This window comes from Paenarthrobacter sp. NPDC090522 (genome assembly GCF_044769225.1).
In the GTDB taxonomy this organism is placed as follows: domain Bacteria; phylum Actinomycetota; class Actinomycetes; order Actinomycetales; family Micrococcaceae; genus Arthrobacter.
On sequence record NZ_JBIVXL010000016.1, the window covers coordinates 1 to 23,539 of the forward strand.

A 23,539-nucleotide genomic window follows, 5' to 3' on the forward strand; every position below is an offset into this window, starting at 1 on the left:
ATTCCCCCACGATGCCCCGGACGTCGTACGCCTTGAAGGAAGCCGAGAGGTCGAAAGTCTTGTTCTGCTCGCTAGTCACGCGCTCAATCCTACTGCGGCAGTGCAAATGGGCATGAACCGGCGCAGGGTACATGTGGATAGACGTTGTCCACATAGCCCGTCGTCGGGGTCCTGGCTGTCAGGGCCGGCTGCAATACTGGGGTACATGGCCTCCTACCCCCACATTCCCTCTGTTTCCGTGCAAACACCTACCCGTGAGCAGGCCCTCGCCTGCCTCCGTGAACTCGTGGGGCACCCGGAGGCGGAGTTCCACGACGGCCAGTTTGAGGCCATCGAGGCCTTGGTGGACGGCGGGAGGCGGGCATTGGTGGTCCAGCGCACGGGTTGGGGGAAATCGGCGGTCTACTTCGTCTCCTCCCTGTTGCTGCGCAGGCGCGGTGCTGGCCCCACGCTGATCGTCTCGCCACTGCTTGCCCTCATGCGGGACCAGGTTGCGGCGGCTGCGAGAGCCGGTGTGCGGGCGGTGGCCATCAACTCGGCCAATGCCCTGGAGTGGGACTCCGTGCTGGAACAGCTCGCGGCCGACGACGTTGACGTCTTGTTGGTGTCCCCGGAACGGCTCACCAACCCCTCCTTCCGGGAGAACCAGCTTCCTGAACTGATCAGGCGCACCGGCCTGCTGGTGATCGATGAGGCCCACTGTATTTCGGACTGGGGGCACGACTTCAGGCCCGACTACCGGCGGATCGCGGACCTGATCGCCCAGCTACCGCAGAGTGTGCCCGTGCTGGCCACTACCGCCACGGCCAACTCCCGCGTGGTCCATGACATCGAAGAACAACTCGGGGAAGGTGTCCTGACCATCAGGGGTGCACTGGGCAGGGAATCCCTGCGGCTGGGCGTCCTGAATCTTGAGAACTCCCGGGACAGGCTTGGCTGGTTGCTGACCCACCTAGCAGACCTGCCTGGCAGTGGAATCATCTACACGCTCACAGTCTCGGCGGCCGAGGACACCGCGAGGCTGCTCGCCGAAGCCGGGCACAACGTCTTGTCCTATACGGGCAGGACGGATCCCGCCGAACGGGAGCGCGCCGAGCAGCTCCTGAAGGACAACCAGGTCAAGGCCCTCGTTGCCACGTCCGCGTTGGGCATGGGCTTCGACAAGCCTGACCTCGGATTCGTTATCCACCTGGGGGCGCCGTCCTCGCCGGTGGCGTACTACCAGCAAGTGGGCCGTGCTGGACGTGGGGCAGCCAACGCCGATGTCCTCCTGCTCCCGGGCTCCGAGGACCGTGAAATCTGGCAGTACTTCGCCACGGCCTCCATGCCCTCCGCGGAAAAGGCCGCGGCCGTACTGGACGTCCTCGCGGATGCAGGGTCTGCACTGTCCACAGTTGCACTGGAAGCCCGCGTGGACCTGCGCCGGACACCACTTGAGTTGTTGCTCAAGGTCCTTGCCGTGGACGGCGCCGTGGAGCGCGTGGGCGGAGGATGGCGGTCCACCGGCCAGCCGTGGGTCTATGACGCCGAGCGATACTCGCGTATTGCCGAGGCCCGGGTGGACGAGCAGGACTCCATGATCATTTACCAGGACACCTCAGGGTGCCGCATGGAGTACATCACCTCCGTGCTCGACGACGAGACCGCAGCACCGTGCGGACGCTGCGACAATTGCGCCGGGCGCTGGTTCCCGGACGATATTGCCGCGGCCGCGGTGGACGCCGCAGGACAGACACTGCGCAGGGTGGGCATCGCTGTGGAACCCCGCCTGCAGTGGCCGTCCGGGATGGACCGGTTGGGCGTTCCGGTCAAGGGAAAGATCAAGCCGGACGAGGGCATCGCTGAAGGGCGTGTGCAGGCCCGTCTCACGGACTTGGGCTGGGGCGGTGCGCTTCGCGAGCTCTTCGCGGCAGGAGCTGCTGACCGTGAGGTGGACCCGGCCATGCTCCAGGCCTGCGTGCAGGTCCTGCGCGAGTGGTCGGGCGCAGACGGTGGAACTGCCTGGAGCGGGGTGGGCCGGCCTGCTGCCGTGGTGAGCCTCCCTTCCAGGAGCAAGCCGCAGTTGGTGGACTCCTTGGCCCGGGGAATCGCCGGGATCGGCCGCATGCCCTACCTGGGGTCCCTGCAGCCCCAGCACGGCGGACCCACGGGGTCCCGCGGAGGCAACAGTGCCTACCGGCTTGCAGGAGTTTGGGACCGGCTGGTGGTGGGACCGGAACTGGGCCAAGCGCTCGCCGGAACCGCTGGGCAACCAGTGCTTCTGGTGGATGACCTCGTTGACAGCCGCTGGACCATGACCGTGGCCGCCCGGGCCCTGCGGCTGGCCGGTGCAGGGCCGGTCCTTCCGCTGGCGTTGGCGCAGGCTGGGTAGAACGCCTCCCCGGGCACGGCTGTCGCGGCCCACAGCGGCGGAACTGCGAGTGACGGGCAACGTCCTGGGACGTAAGGCTGTGTCATTTTGTGATCGCTCCCACATTGTCTCTATAGGATCGATGAAACACGCAAGATAGCCCCGCATGGGCCGTCCATCCTGACTTCGGACCGGAGCAATGACCACAGATTCGAACCAGACCGACGCTGCCACCGCCACGGAGAGTACATGGCAGCCGAGGTTGGCGCTGCTGGTGGCCGCAACGTTCTTCATGGAGTTCCTCGACGGCACCATCCTCACCACGGCCGTTCCCAGCATCGCTTCCGATTTCAGGGTCCCGGCCGCGGATGTCAACATCACCATGACGGCTTACCTCGTGACAGTGGCCATGGGTATTCCCCTCAGCAGTTGGCTGGCCGAACGGCTGGGGGCACGCAGGGTATTTTGCCTGGCCATCGCTGTCTTCACCGTGGCGTCGCTGCTCTGCGCCATCAGCCAGGACCTGACCATGCTCACGCTGAGCCGTGTGGCCCAGGGCGCGGGTGGGGCCATGATGGTTCCCGTAGGCACCTTGGTGGTGCTGCGGGGAACGCCGAAATCCGAACTCCTCCGGGCTACGGCCTTCCTCGTGTGGCCCGGACTCCTGGCACCGGTCCTGGCCCCCATGGTGGGAGGGGCGCTGACCACGTTCCTGTCCTGGCACTGGATCTTCATCATCAACGTTCCGCTGGGCCTCGCAGCCTTCATTGCGGCGTTGCGGCTTGTGCCGAAGACCGCCGGGGACGGCAAACGCAGGCTGGACTGGTTCGGGCTGCTGCTGACCACGCTCGGCGTCGGGGCCTTGGTCGTGGGGCTGGAAACGCTGGGTGGCCACGCGCCCGGGTCGGTTGCCGCCGTCGTGGTTGCTGCGGGCGTCTTGTCGCTGGCAGGTGCCGTCTGGTGGATGGCGATGGCCAAGGTCCCACTGTTCGACCTGAACGTGTTCGGGACCAGGACGTTCCGCGCTACCTCAACGGGCGGCTTCATTTACCGCCTGACGATCAGCTCTGTGCCATTCCTCCTGCCCCTCATGTTCCAGGACGGTTTCGGCTGGGATCCGCTGAAGGCCGGCGTCATGGTGGCAGCCGTTTTCGTGGGCAACATCGGCATTAAACCCGCCACCACGCCGCTTATCCGGCGTTTCGGATTCAAGACGATGCTGGTTTTCGCTTCCCTCGCATCGGCGGTGACGTTTGCCCTGTGCGCGTTCCTTACCGCCCAGACACCCGAGCCGGTCATCTTTGGACTCCTGCTCCTGAGCGGTGCCTTCCGATCCATCGGATTTTCCGCCTACGCCTCCGTCCAGTACGCGGACATCGTTCCCGAACAATTGCCCTCCGCCAACGCCATTTCAGCCACCTTGGTCCAACTGGCGGCGGGAGCGGGAATCGCCGTCGGAGCGCTGTTCCTCCGAATGTTCGACGCCACCCACCTTTTCGGCGCCGACCATGTGACCGCCTACAAGGGGGCGTTCCTGGCGATGGCCGTCCTGATGCTGGTCAGCACCATCGACAGCCTGACACTGCACCGCCACGCGGGAGCCGAGGTCAGCGCAGGGGCTTCCAAGCGGTAGGTCCGCGAAGCCCAGCGTTAAACGCAAAAGGTCCCGGTTCAAAAACCGGGACCAATTCGCGGAGACGGGGGGATTTGAACCCCCGGTCGAGTTTAACCCCGACCCTTCATTAGCAGTGAAGTCCATTCGGCCGCTCTGGCACGTCTCCAATCCGCTATTGCTAGCCCACCAAGGATACGCAGAACCAGCGGCCCAGTGCAAAACAGGCCAGGAGCGTCAGTTGATTCCGGCCAGCGCCCTCCACAGGAAATGGTTGCTCCGGGCTTGGAGGGCCGCGGCTTGCCGGTTGTCCGAGGCTCCGGCGTGCCCGCCTTCCAAGGCTTCGTGGAACCACACGTTGCGTATGCCCATGGCCTGCATGCGGGCTGCCATCTTGCGGGCCTGGACGGGGCCCACGCGGTCGTCGGACGTGGCGGTCCAGATGAAGGTCTCCGGGTACTCCACGCCGTCGTGCAACAAGTGGTACGGCGAGAAGGTTCGGATGAACTCCCACTGCCCGGGAACATCCGGGTCGCCGTATTCGGCAATCCAGGAGTACCCGGCGGAGAGCTTGGAGTAGCGGCGCATGTCCAGCAACGGCACTCCGCAGGACACCGCGCCGAACAACTCCGGGTACTGGGTGAGCATGTTGCCTACCAGCAGCCCGCCGTTGGAACCGCCCACGCAGCCGAGGCGCTTCCGGCTGGTGACTCCACGGGAGATCAGGTCCCGGGCGACGGCAGCGAAGTCTTCGTAGGCACGGTGACGGTTTTCCTGGAGTGCAGCGCGATGCCAGGAGGGCCCGTATTCGCCGCCGCCACGGATGTTGGCCACCACGTACACGCCACCCCGGGCCTGCGAATCCGGCCCGGTGGTGCGGCGCTCCAACCAGGCACGGCCAACCGTACCGCTGTAGGCAGGGGTGCGGGACACTTCGAACCCGCCATAACCGGAGAGCTGCGTAGGATTTTGGCCGTCCAGGACCAGGTCCTTTGAGGCCACCTGGAAGTAGGGCACGCGGGTGCCATCAGCGGAGGTGGCGAAGTGCTGCTGGACCTCGTACCCGGCTTCGTTGAAGAACGACGGCGACCGTTTCACCTCTTCGTGGTGGCTGTTGACGCCCCCGGTGCGCCCGGAGTCCAGGGAGTACACGGCTTCCCCGGGTTCCAGGGTCCCCCGGGTGAGCGTGGTGGGCGTGGTGAAGCCGGTGGCGACCAGCCAATAGTCGTTGCCGGCGCCGGATTCATCCTCGTCATCCACGGCGTAGGCGTTGACATCGTGGAGGGGCGGGCAGGCATCCAGGGTGCTGGAGGCCCAGGACCCCGCAGAATCGAGACGGGTGGGGTCCAGCACACGGATTTCGGAGGAAACGTCGTGCAGCAGGTTCAGCAGGAGGTAGTCCCGGGTCCAGCTCCAGGACTGGAGGGACGTGTGTTGGTCCGGGGTAAACAGCACAACGACCTCGCGCGATCCGGCGAGCCACGCGTCCAGGTCGGCTGCCAGGAGCGAGCCTGCGGGATAGACAACATCGGCCAAGGACCAGTCCTTCTGGGGCCGGAACATCAACCATTCCCGGTGTGCGCTGATGTTCACGTCCGTGGGTACCTCGATGGCCACCCACGAATCGTCGCGGAGCAGCCACGTGCTCCGGTTGTAGAAGTCGATGTAGTCCACTGCGAAGGTCCGCTCGTAGCCCGGAGTGGCGTCGTGGGCCACCATGGCGAGCATGTGGTCTTCGGGGATTTCGAAGACCTGCTTCGCAGAGGCCAACGACTGCCCCCGGCGAAGCTGGACCGCCGTGCGGGCGTAGGAGGACGACGTCGCCGGAAGGCCGTCCGCCGTGCTGGAAACGAGCAGCGTATCGGCATCGAGCCAGCTGACGTTGCCCTTTGCGGTTGGCACGTCGAAGCCGCCCGCGGCAGGGTCCACAAAGGTGCGGGTCTCGACGTCGAACTCGCGGTACCGGTTGGCGTCGCCGCCGTCGGGGGAGAGCGAAACCATCGCCAGACGGTACTCGGCGCCGGGCGCGGGACGCAGGAAACCGGCACCGTGGAAGACCCACTCGATCCCCTCGGCCTTGGCGAGGGCGTCGACGTCCAGCAGCACGTCCCAAACGGGTTCGGACAAAAGGTAGCTTTCCCACGTGGTGCGGCGCCAGAGGCCCTTGGGGTGCTCCCGGTCCTTCCAGAAGTTGTAGTAGAAGTCGCCCCGCTTGTTCACCATGGCGATCCGGTCGGTGGAGTCCAGGACTTCGAGGATTCCGGCCTCCACGGCGGCGTAGTCGGCGTCTTCCAGGAGGTCCTCCGTGCGGGCGTTTTGCTCGCGGACCCAGGCCAGCTGCTCTTCGCCGTGGATGTCTTCCAGCCAGACATTCTCATCCGTCGGTTCCGCTGCCACATCGGCGGCGTGGCGGGGTCCGGTAGCGGGGGGGTCGTCGGGGAGTGGCGTCTGATCAGCTTCTGTGGTGGTCATCGCCCCATCCAAGCAACTCTTTTCACGGGGAAGCAAGTCACACGGACGTTAGGCTTGAGCGTGGCTAAATCGCAAATCATCCGTGTTGCCCTGGTGGGGGCGGGCCCCCGGGGTACCAGTGTGCTTGAGCGGCTGCTCGCCAACTGGGCCGCCACCACGGACGAGGCGAATGTGACCGCAACGCTCCACATCCACGTCATTGATCCTTACCCGGCCGGTTCGGGCCACGTGTGGCAGCCGGACCAGTCGCGGCTGTACCTGATGAACACCCAGTCGTTCTATCCGACGCTCATTCCCGAGGATCCCGAACTCGCACCGCCCTTGGCGGGGACGTCCTTCGACGAATGGCGAGTCACCCGGCGTCGTGATGGCCAGGGGCTGAACCAGGCCGAGAAGGCGGAACTGGCCACCCTCGAGTCGGACAACTTCCCCAGCCGCGCCATCTACGGACGCTATTTGCGCCAGACCCTCGCGGAGCTGCTGCAGCGGCTGCCCGACGGCGTCGAGGTCACCTTCCATGAAACCACCGCCATTGCGGCGCGGCCGGCCGGTGACATGTTCGACGTCGAACTGGCCGACGGCGGCAGCCTCACGGTCGGTTCGGTGGTCCTCGCGCTGGGGCACATCGAATCCCGGCTGAATCCCGAGCAGCGCTCCTTCGAAACCGCCGCGCGGGAACAGGGCCTGCTCTACTTCCCGCCTGCTCCTCCGGCCGATGTGGACTGGACACGCGTACCGGACAACGAGCCGGTGCTGGTCCGCGGCATGGGACTGAATTTCTTCGACGTCATGGGGCAGCTGACGGAAGGCCGCGGGGGCAAATTCGTCGACTCCGTGGCTCCGGGGACCGGTACGCTCGAATACCGGCCGTCCGGCCGCGAGCCGAAGATCATTGCTGCCTCACGAAGGGGCACCCCGTACCGCGCCAAGGCCGGGCTGTCCGGCTACTACGCCACGAGCATCACGCTGCGGTACCTCACCGAGGCCGCCATGGACCGCTTCAAGACCGCTGGCATCCAGCCGGGCTTCGATCACGACCTCTGGCCGCTCCTGCACCGCGACGCCCTCTGGGCCTACTACGCCACGCTGGCGGGATCGCAACCAGCGGCGATCCGGGACCCGGCGCAGTTCCTCGCGGACCTGGAGGATGCCTTGCAGCCCCACGCCCACGCAACGGGCAACTGGGAAAGCGCCGTGGGTGCGCTCGTGGAAAAGCACGTGGTGGCCTCCCGCCGGCTGAACCTGAAGGGGCTTGCAGCACCCTTGGCCGGCCGGACCTTTGCCTCACGCAAGGAGCTGGACAAAGCCATTACGGCCTACCTCGACGACGACGCACGGCGCTCCGCCCTCGGCGAATCCGACCCCGTGAAGATGGCCATCGGTGCCCTGCACACCGGCCGGGCGATCCTCAAGACAGTAGTGGCCGACGGCGGCATCACGGACGAATCGTGGGTGGCCGAGTTGCGGGGCTGGTTCGAATCGTTCGTGGAGGGGTTGGCCAGCGGTCCTCCGGCGCTGCGGTCGGAACAGTTGGCAGCATTGGCGCGTGCCGGCGTCGTGAGTTTCGTGGGACCCGACCCCAAGTTCAGCGTGGATCGGAACGCCAAGGTGTTCCGCGCATTCTCGCCGTGGGTCCGCGACGTGCCGGCGCAGGCACGGACGCTGATCGAGGCGATGTCGCCCGCGAACCGTGTGGGCATGAACATCTCGCCGCTCCTGGAGCAACTGCTGGACGACGGTTTGGTCCGTACCAAGATCATGATGAGCGTCGAGGGAACTCCGGTGCAGACCACAGGCCTGGACGTTGAACCGCATCCTTACCGTCCGGTGGCGGCGAACGGTTCAGTGACCCGGGGGCTGTACGTGCTGAGCCTTCAGTTGTCCGCCACGCAGTGGGGAACCGCGATCGCGGCCGAGGCACGGCCCACCAAGGGCAGGGCATACAGGAGCGGGCAACGGACCCTGCGCGATGCCGACGAGATCGCCCGCAGCATCCTGGAGCTCTGATGCGCGCCGCGGACGCGGGCTTTGGCAGGGCTCGAACCAGGGTTTGACCCGGGGCGCTTGCGTGAACCACCACGCCTTCGCTACTGTGTGAGCTGCATCACCGGCCAGGTGGTGCGCGCTAGTGATCCGTGGCGGGAGAGTCCTGCCGGTACATCCCGTCAGGCGCCGTAGGAGCAAACCCTCCCCAGGAATCTCTCAGGCACCCTGTACCGCCGCGGCGAGGCAACTCTGGAAAGCAGTCCGGGATTCCCGGACTCACCGAAGGTGCAAGCGGTGCTGCGTGCGCGCAGAGCGCGGAAACTCTCAGGTCAATGACAGAGCGGGGAGGAACCCGAATCATCGTGGTACCCACAAGGTACCGCCTGAACAATGGAGTTCCTCATGACGATTCAGCGCCCGCCAACAGATTCCAGCCAAGAACCCCACCTCGAACGCCAGCTCAGCAACCGCCACATCCAGCTCATCGCGATTGGCGGTGCCATTGGAACGGGCCTCTTCATGGGCTCCGGCAAGACTATTTCCGCGGCCGGACCGTCGGTCATTTTCGTCTATATGATCATCGGCTTCATGCTGTTCTTCGTCATGCGGGCCATGGGCGAACTGCTGCTGAGCAACCTGAACTACAAGTCCTTCAGTGACTTCGCCGCCGACCTCCTGGGTCCCTGGGCAGGCTTCTTCACCGGCTGGACCTACTGGTTCTGCTGGGTCATCACCGGCATCGCGGACGTGATCGCCATTGCGGGCTACTCCAAGGAACTCTGGCCCGGCCTGCCCCTCTGGATTCCGGGGCTCATCACCATCGGCATCCTCCTGCTCCTCAACCTGGCCACCGTGAAGGCCTTTGGGGAGACGGAATTCTGGTTCGCCCTCATCAAGATCGTGGCCATCGCGGCGCTCATCATCGTGGGTCTTTTCATGATCTTCAGCGGCTTCCAATCCGACGCCGGTCCCGCCAGCTTCACCAACCTCTGGTTCCACGGCGGCTTCTTCCCCAACGAATTCATGGGCTTCGTTGCCGGCTTCCAGATCGCCGTCTTCGCGTTCGTTGGCATCGAACTGGTAGGCACCACGGCCGCTGAAGCCAAGGACCCCGAGAAGAACCTGCCCAAGGCCATCAACTCCATCCCCATCCGCGTGCTGCTCTTCTACGTTGGTGCCCTCATCATCCTGATGTCCGTCACGCCGTGGACCCAGTTTGCCGCCGGCCACAGCCCCTTCATTGCCATGTTCTCCCTGGCGGGGCTCGGTGCCGCAGCCACCATCGTCAACCTGGTGGTGCTGAGCTCGGCGATGTCTTCGGCCAACTCCGGCATCTACTCCACTTCCCGCATGGTCTATGGCCTGGCACAGGAAGGCGACGCGCCCGCCGTCTTCAGCGCGCTGTCCGGACGCAAAGTACCCCGCAACGCCCTGTTCCTTTCCTGCGTCCTGTTGCTGTCCGGCGTCGTGCTCATGTACGCCGGCCAGGACGTCGGCAAGGCGTTCGACATGGTGACCACCGTGTCCGCCGTCTGCTTCGTGTTCGTCTGGTCGATCATCCTGGCCAGCTACCTGGCGTTCCGGAAGCGCCGGCCGCAGCTGCACGACTCCTCGAAATTCAAGATGCCCGGTGGCGTGGCGATGGTGTGGGTGGTGTTCGCGTTCTTCGCGTTCATCCTCTGGGCTTTGACCACCCAACCTGACACACTCATGGCGTTGCTCGTGACTCCGGTCTGGTTCCTGGCCTTGGGCGTTGCGTGGGCCATCCTCCGCAAGCGGCCCACCCACCTTGCCCGGTACGAACACTTCCGTGCCGAGCTGCAGAAGGACGCTGAGCGGATACCGGAACCCGTCCGCAACTAGCCCACAAAGCAAAGGAGCCCCTCACGGGTGTGAGGGGCTCCTTTGCTGCTTTGAAGGGTGCTTAGCCCCTCAGGCACTTCTGGTACTCCAGCCACGCGAACGCGTAACGGAGCCAGCCCACGATGTCGTACCACTTGGACGGTTTGGTGGGGGCGGTGCACTGCGGCGGGTTCGGACCGCTCGCTGCCACCTTGACCAATGCCTTGACTGTGGTGCCACTTTCGACGGCGGTCAGCACCAGGGTGCCGGTACCTGCGGCTGCTGCCGCGGGAACCTTGAAGCTGACGCTTGCTGCACCGGAGGCAACGGGGACGTCGCCCAGTGCCACTGTGGCCCCCTTGGCATCAATGAACACTGCCTTGAGCGTCTTGTTGGCCGGGCTGCCGATGGAGGTCAGGTCCAGTTTGGACACCGCCAGCGTGATGGCGTCGCCTGCCTTGACCTCCGCGGCGGTGCTGTTCGCCACTGCCACTGAGCGCCGGGCGAAGTCAGGGGAAACCGGATTGTGCGCCTGCAGGTACTTGATCCAGGCGTCGCGGTCCACCAGGCCCGTGTCCTTGGTGTCGCTGCCTTCCTTGAACACCCGGAAGTTGTCACCGCCGGTGGCAAGGAAGCTGAACGTCCCGATCCGGTACTGCTTGGCCGGGTCCATCACGGCGCCACCCACCCAGATGCCGGTGATGCGGTCACCCGCGGGGCGTGCGGCGTCATAGGTGTAGTTGACGTTCTTGGACAGGCCCAGCTGCTGGTAGGGGCGGCTGGGCACCGTGCCATCAGGGTTGGTCTGCCACTGCTGTTCCAGGAGCGTCTTGAACTGGGCGCCGGTGAGCGTCGTCGTCCAGAGGTTGTTCACGAACGGCAGTACTGCGTTCGCTTCGGCGTAGGTAATGGTTCCGTCCGGGGCGTAGTACAGCTCGTTGCGCAGCCCACCGGGATTGACGACGCCGATCTCCGCCGCGCCCAGTTCAGGAGCCTTAAGCGTATCCACCAGCGAGTCCGCCACGAGGTTGCCCAGCGTGGATTCGGACGCGCGGTCGTCGCGCTTCGGGGCACCGCCGGCCGGGTCCGGGGTGAAAGCCGTGGTGATATCAGCGGTCACCGCGCCCACCGGCTGGTTGCCGATCTCTGCGGCGTTGGCCAGGGCTTTGTCCACGATCGTCTTGACGGCGGCGACGCGCGGGTAGGCGGCGACGAGGCTTTCTGCCGTGTCCGTGGTGCGGTCCACGATCGTTGCCTTGTACGCCGTGACCGACTTGGAAGCGGTGTCCACGGTCAAGGTCACGCTGCCCACGTTCTCGCCGTAGTTTCCGGTCTGCACGATCGGACGGGTCTTGCCTGTGGGCTGTCCGTTCGAGTCCAGGATGGGTGCATCCCAGGCATATTCCTTGTGGGTATGCCCGGTGAAGATCGCAGCCACGTCCGGGGAGGTCTCCTTCACGAGCTTGGCGAACGGGCCGCCGGCTGCGACTTCCTGCTCCAAGGTGGCGCCTTCGGGTGTTCCGGAGGCGGCGCCGTCGTGGTTTTCCGCGATGATCAGGTCCGCAGCGTTCTCCGACTTGATCTTGGCAGCAACCCGGTTGATGGCCTCCACCGGATCACCGAATTCCAGGTCCGCTATCCCCGCAGGGGTCACCAACGACGGAACTTCCTGCGTCACGGTGCCGATCACGGCAACCCGCAAGCCGTTCATCTCCAGGACCTTGTACTCCGGCAATACCGGGGTGGTGGTGCCCTTTTGGTAGACGTTGGCGCCAAGGTAGGCTAACTTCGCGTTGTTGCCACCGGCAATGACGCGGTCGCGCAAGTCCTGCCACCCGCCGTCGAACTCGTGGTTGCCAACTGCGGAAGCCTGCAGTTCAAGGGCGTTGAGCACATCGATGGTCGGCTGGTCCTTCGCCACAGAAGAAGCGAAGAGCGACGCTCCGATGTTGTCGCCGGCCGAGATGAAGGCCGTTGCGCCCGGAGCGGCTGCTGCCCGCAGCTTCTCCACGGTCCCTGCGAAGAGCACCGTGTTGGAGTCGATGCGGCCGTGGAAATCGTTGATGCCCAGGAACTGCAGGTCAACGCTTGCCGGTGCGTCCGGTGCCAGGTCCAGGCCCACCACCACGGGATCGTGGTCGCTGGCACGGAACTCGTCCGCGGCATAGTAGTTGGTCACATTGTTGTTATACCGGCTGTACTCCAACGCGACGGACTCCACGGAGTTGATGTTCCAGATGTCGGTTCCCGTCACGGTCTTGTGCGCCGCTGGGGAAGCGAGGATGTGGTCCAGGGAGCCGACCATTCCGCCGAAGAGATAGGAGTGCTTGTTGGTTCCGGCTTCGAGGTCGGTGTAGCCCGCGCCCGTGAGGACGTTGATGGGGTCCTCCTTGGCGTAGGCGTTGAAATCGCCGATCAGGAAGACCTTGTCCGTGCCCTTGCTGGCCTGCAGGTCCTTCGAGAAGGCCAGCAGCGATTCTGCCTGCTTGGTGCGGGCGATGTTCGAGGCGCCTTGGCCCTTGTCGGTGTCGTCCGGGGTGGCCGCGGAGCCCTTCGACTTGAAGTGGTTCACGATCGCGATGAACTTCTTGTCATCGGCCGCACCTACCGGCTTGAAGACCTGCGCCAGGGGCTTGCGCGCACTGGCGAAAGCCACGGTGTCGTTGTGGATGATGGATTCGCCCACAGGTTCGGCGGTGGCCTTCTTGTAGATGAATGCCGTGCGGATCATGTCCTCGTCGCCCAGCGGGGGAGCGTTCGCAGGAGTGCGGACGTAGTCCCACACCCCGGGCGTCTTGGCGTTGAGGGCATCAACCAGCTTGGACAGGGCGTCGTCGCGGTTCTTGCCGAACTGCGCCGAGTTCTCGATTTCCTCCAGGGAAACGACGTCTGCGCCGGACTTGGTGATGGCGGCAACGATCTTGTCCTGCTGGCGTTGGAGGTTCTCTGCGTTGGCCGCACCGCGGGCGTTGCAGCCTTCCTTCACCGTGATCGGGTTGCCGGCGCGGTCCGTGTAGAACACGCAGCCACTGAGCTGGTCACCGGTGGTGGGGAAGTAGTTCAGCACGTTGAAGGACGCCAGCTTAAGAGTGCCGCCAACATCTGCCGGGCCCTCGGGCCGTGAAGCAGTGAACGTCGCCGGCTGGACCGAGTCGGCATTCTCCGGGGTCAGGGCCGTGAGTGGCTGGAATTTCCAGGAGTTGTTGCCGTAGCCCAGGATCACGTCGGTCTTGAACGTGGCAGGAGAACCCACCCGGACAGGATCGGTGGTGGTCAGATACGGGAGCTGCTGGGCCTTGGTGGTGGCGTCCTTGAGGAAGTTGGTGGACGCGCCGTCGTCGAGCTTGATGCCGCGCATCGCGTTGTCAGCCACCACCGCCGCGTACTCCGGCGAACCGTAGGCGGCTACCGCCGTCGGCTGTACCAAAGGCGAGGTCCCGGCAGCGAGGCCAATTTCGCCGTACTGGTTCAGGGAGTAGTTGTCCGTCACGGTGAACGTGCCTTGCGGAGCGACGAGCATGCCCTCGAACGTCTCCCTGGCTGCCTCATTGGCGGGGAGCGCGAACGGCGATGCCTTCACTTCCGGTGCCGCTTCGGTGAGCTTCTTCAGCCCGGGGGCCTCCACCGTGATCTGGGTTTGGTTCGCGAATTCGCTCACGACGCCGGTCAGTTCCAGGTAGTCGCCGGGCTGTACCGAACCAGCCGTTGTGGGGGAGTAGACGAACACAGCGTCCGACGCCGTCCTGGCCGCCCCGCCGTTGTCGCCGCCGGTTCCGGGGGTCTGGACGTAGTAGCCATTGAAGCCGCCGGTGGCGTAGACCGCGGTCACCTTGCCGCGCGTGGTCACGGTGCTGCCGACCAGCGGGCTGGCCGCGCCGGTGCCTTGGATCTCGGCGATGGTCTTGGTGCCGCTACCCGGCTCCGTGGGCGGGGTGCCGCCGCCGGACGCCGTGGGCGTGATGGACGCGCTGAGGCTGAAGTCGGCGGCGTTGGAGTCCGTGTCAACGCCGTTGGTGCGGTTCAGGCTCCGGGTGTCCGTGTTTCCCGTGGGCGCCGTTGCGGCTGCGGTTTCGAACGTGTTGGACGTGCCGTAGCCAAGAAGGTCCGCGATGGCCGCGTTGCCCGTCACGGAGCCCGAAGCCAGCGGCGACACCGCAGTGCTCTGCTTGGCAAGGATCAGTGTCCCCGCGGTGCCGCCCGGGTTCAGCGTTCCCGTGGCCTGGACATCAGCCGGCGGTAGGGCCGGGGCAGTGGACGTGCCGCTGTTGGTGGCTCCCTGGATCAGGAAGTAGCCCTTGGCAGGGATGCTTCCCGTCAGTGCAGTGATGCCGGTGGGTGCAGCGGTTCCCGTTGCCGAACGGTACTGCAAGGACCAGCCGGCGAGGCTGACAGGTGAGTCGGAGGAGTTGTACAGCTCAACGAACTTGTTCTTGAATGCTGCGCCGCTGCTGCCTCCACTCAAGTAGGCCTCATTGATGACCACAGGTGATGTGCCCGGAGTGGGATCATCAGCTGCGAAGGCCGGAACGGCCGTCAGCGGGGCCGCTAAGAGCCCCGCCGACAGGACCGTGCCCGCCAAGAGTTTCCAATTCTTATGGTGCATCCGCTCTAACTTTCATCAGGGAGCCCTGTAGGGCTCTATGGACGACGCCCACTGTCTTGTGCAGGGGCGTTTGCCGGAAGTTACTCCCGGGTAAAGCTGCCTCGGACAAAGCTGAACACGAACGGATGAATAGGGAGTGGCTTGCCGGTGGCCGGAGGGTGGCCCCGGTCACCGGCAGGAACTACTTGGCAGCGCCTTTCAGCGTGCCAGTGACGGCAGCACCGGATTCGCCGCCGGACGTCTCGGTGGGGCGGCCGGATTCGTCCCGCTTGGCGTCGCCGCTGCTGATGAGTGAACATCCAGCGAGTGCCAGGGATGCAATGCCGAGCACGGCGGCAGCCTTGGCAGTTTGTGAAAGGTGAAGCAATTTCCGGTCCTCATTCCCAGAAGGACCACAGCCTGGTTTTTCGAAGGGTGCGGTCAAACGATTGGGGGACCAGAAGCCATGCCCACGCCGAACGATCCCCCAAGCCCGGGAGTGGGCAGGTCCTGCCGGCCATCCTTGGGTAGGAGATGGCCGGCACGACCCGAAAATCAAGAGTCTAAGCGGTCTGGCCCAAATCCTGGATGACCTTGAACGTGGCGCCTGTTGGATCCGACAACGTAGCCAGGCGTCCGAACGGAGTGTCCTCGGCCTCCTGGACCACGGTGGCGCCAAGTCCCAGCGCCTCCTCAACCGTGGCGTCCGTGTCCTCTACGGCGAAGTACACGCTCCACATGGACGGCACCTGCTCGGGAAGGAAATCTGCCGCGTCCATGATCCCGGCCTTGGCGTTGTCTCCGGAGCCCAGCGTGGTGTAGCGGAACTCCGGAGTGTCGCTCATGACCTCCGTTTCCCAGCCGAACACGTTTTGGTAGAACGACACTGCGGATTCATAGTCCTTTGACAGGAGTTCATGCCATGCGGGCGTTCCAGGTTCGGCGGCGAGTTCGTAGCCCTTCATCTCCCCGAACTGCCATGCTCCGATCGAGGCTCCGGAGGAGTCTCCATACATGGCCATGCTGCCCTGCTCGGGAACATCCATCGGCTCCATGAAGACCTGGCCGCCGTTCGCGGCAGCGGCTTCTGTGGTGGTTTTGATGTCGTCCGTCCGCAAGTAGGTGGACCAGAGGTCCGGCATGGAGCCCATGTCTTCCCGCTTCTGCATGATGCCGGCTATGAGCTTCCCATCCTTGGAAGCGGTGATGTAGCCGCCATACTTCTCTTCGTCTCCGGTCTCATAGGTCCAGCCGAAGAGTGCGTTGTAGAAGGACTTCGCCTTCTCTGTATCGGAGGTCATCAGGTCGATCCAACACGGCGAACCGGCAGTGATATCGGGCGTAGGCATGTGTACAGCTCCTGTAGTCAGGCCGCGGCAAGCTCCGCGACTGAAGGTGTAGTGGTGGAGACACGAGGAACACTATGCGGGGGCTCTGACACTTTTCAACGATCTTTTGGTTGTCAGTTCTCAGACCGGGCTGTAGGAGGCCGAATCAGACAAGCAGCGTCGGTTCCGGAGCCAGGGCAGCTTGTTCTGTGCCTGGAACGTCTGCCCTCCTGAAGGGATCCAAGGCGAAAATACGGTGTTGAACGACACTTCACCGCCGCCCCATTCTTGACCGAGACCAATTGATCCAGCCCAGTAGCTGTCGAAATAGTCCAGTTGACGCAGGCACGGGGCAATTTCCTCGGGCTCATCAGACAGCAGCAGATCAGCATTCACAACGGTTGTGAGGTAGCCGCGCGCGGGCAGCCATGAAAGATCGAAGATTCGCCTAAAAGAGAATGAATTTCCTGTCGAGCGCAAGACCGATGTTCGTCTGCCCCGAACCACGTTATTCAGCAGTCTCATAGCATCGTTTTCCCATATTTTTGCTCGATTCATCCCACAACTCGTGCAATAAATCTGGTTGCAAGATGCGCTGAATGATTCAATTCTCTATGAGTTTCAGCCAGCCTTCGCTGTAGTACCGAACTTTGGTGGAACTTCCCAGTTCAGCTCCGATTCTTCTTGCGAGCTCAAGACCTTGACTGTCGAGTTTGTCGATGAGTCCCGCAACGGAAGGACGATCTCTTATGTCGAGAGGGATGATCTTCTGATACTCCGCATTCCAGACCGCGACTTCGTGGAGGAGGCTGGGTGTTAGATTCCATTTGGTTGCGTCCATCGAGCCAGTGACTTCGTCACGAATGGAGGGCTCAAGGTAGTCCGCGGCCAGGGTGACATATCTCATTCGGATCGCCACGTTCGGTGGAAGATGATGCCAGAGTCGGGATTGAGCGCAATCTCGTAAACGCCGGCTTTTCCGTTGATCTCTCCGGGAATGCGGTACAGGTAGGAGCCGTCTGCTTGCGTCATCGGGTTACTCCTAAGGATTACGTCGTCAAAGGAATAGGGGAAATTGTGTGCTCGGGGGTCTTCGACGCCACGCGCACGAATCCGTGGGTGATATATGTATCCGTGCTCGAATACATTGGCAATGCTACCTGTCTCTGCTTTGGATGCTCCAGCGCTGCCTAGCCCTCCGGCGATGCCCAAGGCAACGACTGGCGTGGCCTTTTCTGCGAACGCCTGGTTGCCGTGGACGAGGTCCTGCACCCATTCGGGTTTGGTTTGGAGTTTGGCCTCGGCGAGTGCGTTGCCGCAGGCTTCGTTGATGGCCAACTGCTCCGGGCTCATCCCGACTTTCACGTCTGACGCGCAATTCAGGGCAGCGTGCGTTGCGCTGATCTGGGATGTGCTGGCACGGGCAGGTGTGTAGGCGGCGGCCTGCTGGAGGATGCGATTGAAGTAGGAGTCGCCTGTAGGTGGCGTGTAATCCGGTCGCCGGATGGAGTACGGCGGAAGGGGCGGGACTGGCAGAACAACGGGTGTGCTGCCGGGGATTGGTTCCCAGCTTTCGGACGCCGGCAGGTAGTCGTAGGAGATCCCGCCAATAACTCTGACCGGGTCATTACCGAGGTTGTCGATCAGTGTGGTGGGGTTGTTGAGGGTGTAGGCGTAGCGGTTGAGGGTTTGGGGCGCGTTGAGGAGTCCGCGCCATTTGTCCTGCCCGGTCCAGGTTCCGGTGGACGGGTCGAGGGTGCGGGCATGGTACCTGTAGGTGGCGTGGGTAGTGTTGGTGGGTTGTCCCGTGTAATTGGGGTCGGCGTCCCAGCCTGTGGTGCCATACCCTTGAACGCCGTAGTCGGAGTATTCGGCCAGTTGGTCGATTGTGCCCGCACCAAGGATGTTGGTGGTTTGGGCGATGGTCGAGCCGAGCCGGTCGAGGAGTGCCCACCGGTCTTCGACGGTAGTGGTCCCGGTTTGCAGGGCCACGTGACCGAGGTTGTCCGGGATCAGGTTTGCTGTTCCATGGCTGTCAGTGTTCTGGATTGGGGTAAGCCCCTTGAACGCCGTGGACGTTTCGTGGGTCCCATAGTTGGTGGTGTCAGTGTTGGTGAGGTTCCTTCCTAGCCCGTCGTACTTGTACGTGCTTTCGATCCCGGACCGTGTGACGGACTGGGTTTGGTTGTCAGGGGTATAGCTGTAGGTGGTGGTGGGTCCGCCCGCGACAGCGACTCTGATGCGGTTTCCGTTGGCGTCGTAGCCGTACGACGTCGTAACGGCGCCCGGCTGTCCTGTCCCGGAGCCGGTACGGGTTTCTTTCGTAGGTTCGTCGATGTTGTCGAACACCGCCGCCACGTTCAAGGGATCCCCGGCCGTGGTGGTTGAAGGGTTGTCGTTCGTGGTCCAGCTGGTCCGGTTCCCGTTCCGGTCGAACTTGTAGGTGTTCTTCACTCCGGTGTTTGAGGTGGAGCCTGTGAGTCTGTTGAGAAGGTCATACGTGTAGTCGCGAGTCTCCGTGACTGGAGTATTCGATGTCGGGGTGGCTCCGTTTTTCCGTGTCCGGGAGGCTGTGTTGCCGTTCTTGTCGTAGGTGTAGCTCAGGGTCAGGGATTCGCCTGCTGCGATGCCCGCTTCCTTTGTAGGCAGGGTGCGCCGGGCCAGATAGTCCGCAGTTTTGACGCAGTTTGTTCCGGTAGCGCCGTGCTCCGGCAGGGCCCGGTTGGCCAAGTAGGAGGTCGCGGTGGTGCAACCCATCGCGTCGTGTTGGACGGGTTTTGTTTTTGGCGCGAAGCCGGGAACCGCGCCAGTGGCTACAGCTGCAGTAGCTGCCGCGGGTTTCGTGGTGGCGTGTGTGATTGTTTCGGTGCGGTTCGCGGGTGTGTATTCCGTTGTGGTCTTGACGCCGTTGGAGCGAGTCACGACGGCGGTGTTCCCCGCAGGCGTGTAGCCGTAGTCCATGGATCCCCAGGGCGAGGCCAGGGACATAACCCGTCCGGCGGAGTCGTAGCTGTAGGAAATCCCGATTGGCTTGTTGACTGTGGGTTGTCCTGCGGTGTTGCCGGTGGTGGCCGGAGTTGTGGCCCCGGCGGGCAGGGTGAGGGTGGTCATCTGCCCGGCAGGGTCATAGTCGTAGAAGAGCTTCTTACCCAGCGCATCCGTCTGTGACTTCAGCGCCCCGCGGGCATCGTAAGTCCACGCCGAGGCGCCGATGGCATCTTCCATGGTGATCATGGCTTGCTCCGCGTCGTAGCCATACGAGATCTTCTGGCCGGTGGAGTAGGCTACGGCGGCTAATTCCTCCGTGGGGGTATAGGTGTTGGTTGTGGTCGTCCCGTTCGCGTCCTTCTGCTTGGTCAAGAGTCCGCGCCCGTCGTATTCGTACTCCAACTTCTTGCCGGCCGGGTTGGTTTCGGCGGTGGTCCGCCCGGCCTTGTCATGGCTGAACTTTGTGGTGTTGCCGTTCGGGTTGGTGACCTCCGCCAGGTACCCGGCGGGGGAGTATGCATAGCTGGTAGTGACGTTTGTGTCTGCGTCTTCTTCCTTGCCGGCCACGTGGTTTTGGGTAACGGCGGTCAGCTGGGACGCTTTGTCCCAGGAATAGGCGGTGACGGTGCCGCTCCCCTCCGTCATTGAGGTCTGGTTCCTTGCAACGTCCCAGCCATAGGAGGAAACAACTCCGTCTGGGTCAACGGTTTTGACCAGGTTGCCAGCGATGTCGTAGGACCGGGTCCAGGCGTCCCCGTCCCCATCCGTGCTGGAAATGACGCGCCCTGCATGGTCGTAGCTGGTGGTAGTCGTTTCGCCTGCCGGATTCCTTACGGATACAGGCCGGTTCATCACGTCGTAGACGGTGGTCGTTACCCGCCTGAGCGGGTCGGTGACTGTGATCCTGTTCCCGTTAGCGTCGTACCCGAACGAGCTGCCCGCGCCAGTGGGGTCGGCGGTAGACGTAAGTTGCCCGGCGGCATCAAAAGTACGTTTCCATTCCTGTCCGCGCCGGTCGGTGACGGCGACCGGGTTGCCGGCCTTGTCGTAACTCGTCGTGGAAGTGTTCCCGGACTGATCGGTGGTTTTGACGAGCCGGTCCATCACGTCGTATTCGAACCGCCGTGTACCGCCAACGGGATCAGTCACGACGGCGGTCCGACCGACACCGTCGAGGGCATATACGGTTTTCGCTCCGGTCGGGTTTGTAGTCGACGTGACCCGGTTCAACGCGTCGTAGCCGGTGGTGATAATGCCGTTTTCGGGGTCGGTGGTGGTAACCAGGTTTCCTGCTCTATCCCAGGTGCGGGACCATTGTCCGCCGAGAGGATCAATGGTTTTGGTGATCCGGTAGAGCGGATCAAGTTCGAATAGCGTTTCGCCGCCGAGCGGGTCAGTGATTCGGGTGAGCTCGTCCTCACGGTTATACGAGTACGTGGTCTTGCCGCCGTCGGGATTTGTCACGGAGGTGACCCGGAACAGGACGTCCCATGCATACTTAGTGACGGCGCCGGTGGGGTCGGTCGTCGAGGTGAGGTGGTTGTTCCCGTCGTAGGACAGGGTGGTAACGCCACCGGCTGTGTCCTTTTGAGTTACCAAACGGTCAGCGGTATCCCAAGCGTAGGAAGTCGTGTTCCCGCGCGGGTCTGTCGCTGCGGTTACCCGGTTAGCGACGTCGTAGTCGAAGGTACTCGTCCGGCCGAGCGGGTCCGCTACCGTGGTCAGGTTCCCGTGTACGTCGTAGCCGTAGCCGGTGGTGTGTCCCAGTTGGTCGGTGGACGCAGTGAGGTTCCCGCGGGCGTCGAACGCATTTTTGATGGTGGTGCCGTCGGGCAGGTGGACCGTGATCGGCAACCCACGTGTGTCGCTGTCGAAACTTGTGGTGCGTGCTGACCCGCCGGGGCCGCCGGCGTCCGTGGTCGAGGCGAGGTCCCCTGCCGGTGTGTATGTTCGGGAGGTGACGGTCCCGTCCGCTGCGGTGGTGCTGATCAGGTGCCCGGCGGCATCGAAAGCGTAGGTGGTGGATTTGCCGTTCTGGTTCGTATAGCCGGTGACCTGGTTGTTCCCGTCGTAGGAAAAGTCCTGGGTTCCTCCGGCAGCATCTCTGATACGCGTTACCCGATAGCTGTCATCCCGTGTGTAGACGGTCGTGTTGCCTTCGTTATCTGTATAAGTCGTGGTCTTCGCGGCATCGTCGTAGGTGAAGACCCGTTCGCTTCCTTCGGCGTCCCACTGCTTCACCACCCGGCCGGCGGCGTCATACTCGTTGCGCAGGTAAAGGATCCCGAGCGGGTCGGTTGCGGTGATGAGTTGGTGAACGCCGTCGTAAGTGAAGGACCGGGTACGGCCGTCTGGTTCAGTGATGACGGTCAGGTTCCCGACGGCGTCGTAAGCCAGTCGCCAAACGCGACCATCCGGATGAGTGAAGGAAGTGATCCGGCCCAACACGTCGGATCCGACCAGAACTGTTTGTCCGGCGGTATCGGTGATGGAGGACAGGGGAAGGAATTGGGTTTCCGCGGTGCCGGGGCCATAAGCCAGGGTGGTGCTGTTTCCTTGCCGGTCGCTTTGTCTGACAAGTTCCCCGATGCCCTCCACATCGGAGGTGTCGAACAGCCACGTTTCCCCGTCCGGTGATGCCAGCAAGAGTTGCCCGTTTCCTGCATCACTCAGAGTGTTGACGGTGCCGGCTTCTGCGGTGAAGCCGCCGGCGCCGTTGCCTGTGAACACATAGGAGGCCCCGTCCCCGCGCACGGCCAGGACCGACCCGTCGTCGAACCTCTGGACCCGGGCACCGAGCTCGAACGAGACCCCGGCGCCCGTCCTTGTGAAGCGGCCGTCCTGGGAGTTGTAGACGAGGGACAGATCCAGGTTCTGGTTTCCGGGTCCGGTGAGCGTGAACAGCGGAAACTTCTCGATCAGGTTCCCGGTAGTGAAGGAGACCGGCTCGGCGCCGTAGGCCTGATAGTTATGGAATCCCAGGTTCCGCCATTTCGCCAGCTCGGCGGCTGATGGTTTCGCCGGCCAACCGCCGGTGGCAGGGTTGGTGCAGTTGAAGCCCTTGCTTTCGAGATACTTCCCGAGCCCGGTGAAAACACCGTTGGTGATCGAAGCGAAGCCACTGTCGATCACGGGTCGGTCGAAGTTGTGGTCGATGTACAGGGCCTCCAAGTGCGTCACGGCACCTGGCAAAGATCCCAGATCCAGGTACGGGAGTGGTGTTGTTGCCCCCGCGGCGGCTTGTTCCGCGGGTCGGCCGGTGTAGCCGGGCATCTGTGCGACTAACGAGGTCGTCACCGCGTTGTCGTCAGGACCCCCGCGCGTGTATACCTTAGTGCCACCATCCGCAGCTACGCCCCACGGGTGCCCGAAGAGTGCGTCGAAGGCAAGCGTCACGGTCAGGTCCGGGTTGTGCGCTGCGGCCATCGCCGCCCGCGTCTGTGGGGAGATGAACCGCGGGGTCGCTGTGGGCCTCGTTACCAGGACGTCGGCTTTACAGGTGGTGCGCATCACGGCCGCGACCTCGTTTGCGAGGCGCACGTTCTGGGGCAGTTCGGTCATGTCACCGCCCGGTCCGGTGGTGACGGCGATGTCGTCGTCCGGATCCAGCACCACCCGCGGTCCGGCGGGTGGCGTGAATGGAGTACCGATGACCACGAATTGGGAAAGGTGGTCCGACTCGCCGCGCACTTTGCCACTGGCCTTGTCGTAGTAGGAGGGCAGTTCAACCCAGGGTTCACCAGGCTTCTCACGAGTCATGATCCTTACGGACGCAGGATCGACCTTCCCGACAGTAGTGCCGAGACGCGCCTCATCGACGGCAAGCTCCAGACTGACACCAGGGTTCACAGCGGTAACCACTTCAGGACCGTTCTGGGATTCGATGATTGTGGGGTCGGCTGGGAACGACGTCATGTCCTGGCCCGTGGTGTCGGTCGCGGCGACGTCTACGGCACTGTTCAATACCACGCCGGCGGTCTCGGCCGCTGCGGTCCTGCCCGCCCCCTCGCCGAGTTTCTTGACCGCCACATTCAACTGGTCTTTGACCTCGTGGCCGGAGAACACCACCTTCGCGCCGACGGGATCCGCGCTGACTTCGGACTTCTGACCGGGCAAAACCGCGCCAGTGCCAACATCAGGAGAGTCTTGGACTGGGCCCTGTCCGTCCTCCACCTTCGGTGCGATGTACGGCACAGACCGCTTCAGAGCCCCAGACGCGTCCCGCGCCGTAGCAAGGGTTTGCGCCCGAAGTGACGCTGTAGCCTCTAAGGTCGCCGCGTAACTCGGCGTCAACGTCGAGGCGGCCAGTGCGCAGGAAAGCCCCACCCCGACGACACTCGAGGTCAGCCGCCTTGACCATGATCCTTTTACGGAGTCAC

Annotated in this window: 11 protein-coding genes, 1 tRNA gene and 1 riboswitch; of the genes, 4 read left to right on the top strand and 8 right to left on the bottom strand. The window is 63.7% G+C overall.

Annotated features, from left to right (window positions below; genetic code table 11):
• Window positions 1–205 precede the first annotated feature (205 nt).
• Both ACIQT2_RS18405 and ACIQT2_RS18410 read left to right on the top strand, forming a co-directional pair.
• Window positions 206–2,371, top strand: a complete 2,166-nt coding sequence (locus ACIQT2_RS18405) for a RecQ family ATP-dependent DNA helicase (RefSeq protein ID WP_402949297.1) — start codon at window positions 206–208, stop codon at window positions 2,369–2,371.
• A 178-nt stretch (window positions 2,372–2,549) separates the two neighbouring features.
• Window positions 2,550–3,983, top strand: a complete 1,434-nt coding sequence (locus tag ACIQT2_RS18410; RefSeq protein ID WP_402949299.1) for an MFS transporter — start codon at window positions 2,550–2,552, stop codon at window positions 3,981–3,983.
• Window positions 3,984–4,042: 59 nt separating this feature from the next.
• On the opposite strand, the gene ACIQT2_RS18415 is transcribed toward ACIQT2_RS18410, so the two are convergent.
• Window positions 4,043–4,131: transfer RNA gene (locus ACIQT2_RS18415), tRNA-Ser, on the bottom strand.
• A 68-nt stretch (window positions 4,132–4,199) separates the two neighbouring features.
• Window positions 4,200–6,434, bottom strand: a complete 2,235-nt coding sequence (locus tag ACIQT2_RS18420) for a prolyl oligopeptidase family protein (protein ID WP_402949302.1) — start codon at window positions 6,432–6,434, stop codon at window positions 4,200–4,202.
• A 60-nt stretch (window positions 6,435–6,494) separates the two neighbouring features.
• Here ACIQT2_RS18420 and ACIQT2_RS18425 point away from each other — a divergent pair, with 60 nt between their 5' ends.
• Window positions 6,495–8,441 carry an FAD/NAD(P)-binding protein gene (locus ACIQT2_RS18425; protein ID WP_402949305.1) on the top strand — a complete coding sequence of 649 codons (1,947 nt, stop codon included), beginning with the start codon at window positions 6,495–6,497 and terminating at the stop codon, window positions 8,439–8,441.
• Between the two features lie 122 nt (window positions 8,442–8,563).
• Window positions 8,564–8,663: riboswitch (glycine riboswitch) on the top strand.
• 159 nt (window positions 8,664–8,822) lie between these two features.
• Complete coding sequence (gene cycA / locus ACIQT2_RS18430; protein ID WP_402949308.1) at window positions 8,823–10,283, top strand: D-serine/D-alanine/glycine transporter; 1,461 nt, start codon at window positions 8,823–8,825, stop codon at window positions 10,281–10,283.
• A 61-nt stretch (window positions 10,284–10,344) separates the two neighbouring features.
• Here cycA and ACIQT2_RS18435 read toward each other — a convergent pair whose 3' ends face one another.
• The 6 genes from ACIQT2_RS18435 to ACIQT2_RS18460 form a co-directional block, all read right to left on the bottom strand.
• Window positions 10,345–14,865: an ExeM/NucH family extracellular endonuclease gene (locus ACIQT2_RS18435; RefSeq protein ID WP_402949311.1), complete on the bottom strand. Its 4,521-nt coding sequence runs from the start codon at window positions 14,863–14,865 to the stop codon at window positions 10,345–10,347.
• Between the two features lie 181 nt (window positions 14,866–15,046).
• Window positions 15,047–15,232, bottom strand: a complete 186-nt coding sequence (locus ACIQT2_RS18440; RefSeq protein ID WP_402949314.1) for a hypothetical protein — start codon at window positions 15,230–15,232, stop codon at window positions 15,047–15,049.
• A gap of 175 nt (window positions 15,233–15,407) precedes the next feature.
• Window positions 15,408–16,193: a VOC family protein gene (locus ACIQT2_RS18445; RefSeq protein ID WP_402949317.1), complete on the bottom strand. Its 786-nt coding sequence runs from the start codon at window positions 16,191–16,193 to the stop codon at window positions 15,408–15,410.
• 120 nt (window positions 16,194–16,313) lie between these two features.
• Window positions 16,314–16,730, bottom strand: a complete 417-nt coding sequence (locus ACIQT2_RS18450; RefSeq protein WP_402949319.1) for a hypothetical protein — start codon at window positions 16,728–16,730, stop codon at window positions 16,314–16,316.
• A gap of 46 nt (window positions 16,731–16,776) precedes the next feature.
• Window positions 16,777–17,079: a hypothetical protein gene (locus ACIQT2_RS18455; protein ID WP_402949322.1), complete on the bottom strand. Its 303-nt coding sequence runs from the start codon at window positions 17,077–17,079 to the stop codon at window positions 16,777–16,779.
• Window positions 17,076–23,276, bottom strand: coding sequence for an RHS repeat-associated core domain-containing protein (locus ACIQT2_RS18460; protein ID WP_402949324.1), 6,201 nt, complete (start codon window positions 23,274–23,276; stop codon window positions 17,076–17,078). Before ACIQT2_RS18460 ends, ACIQT2_RS18455 begins: the two co-directional genes overlap by 4 nt.
• Window positions 23,277–23,539: the final 263 nt, after the last annotated feature.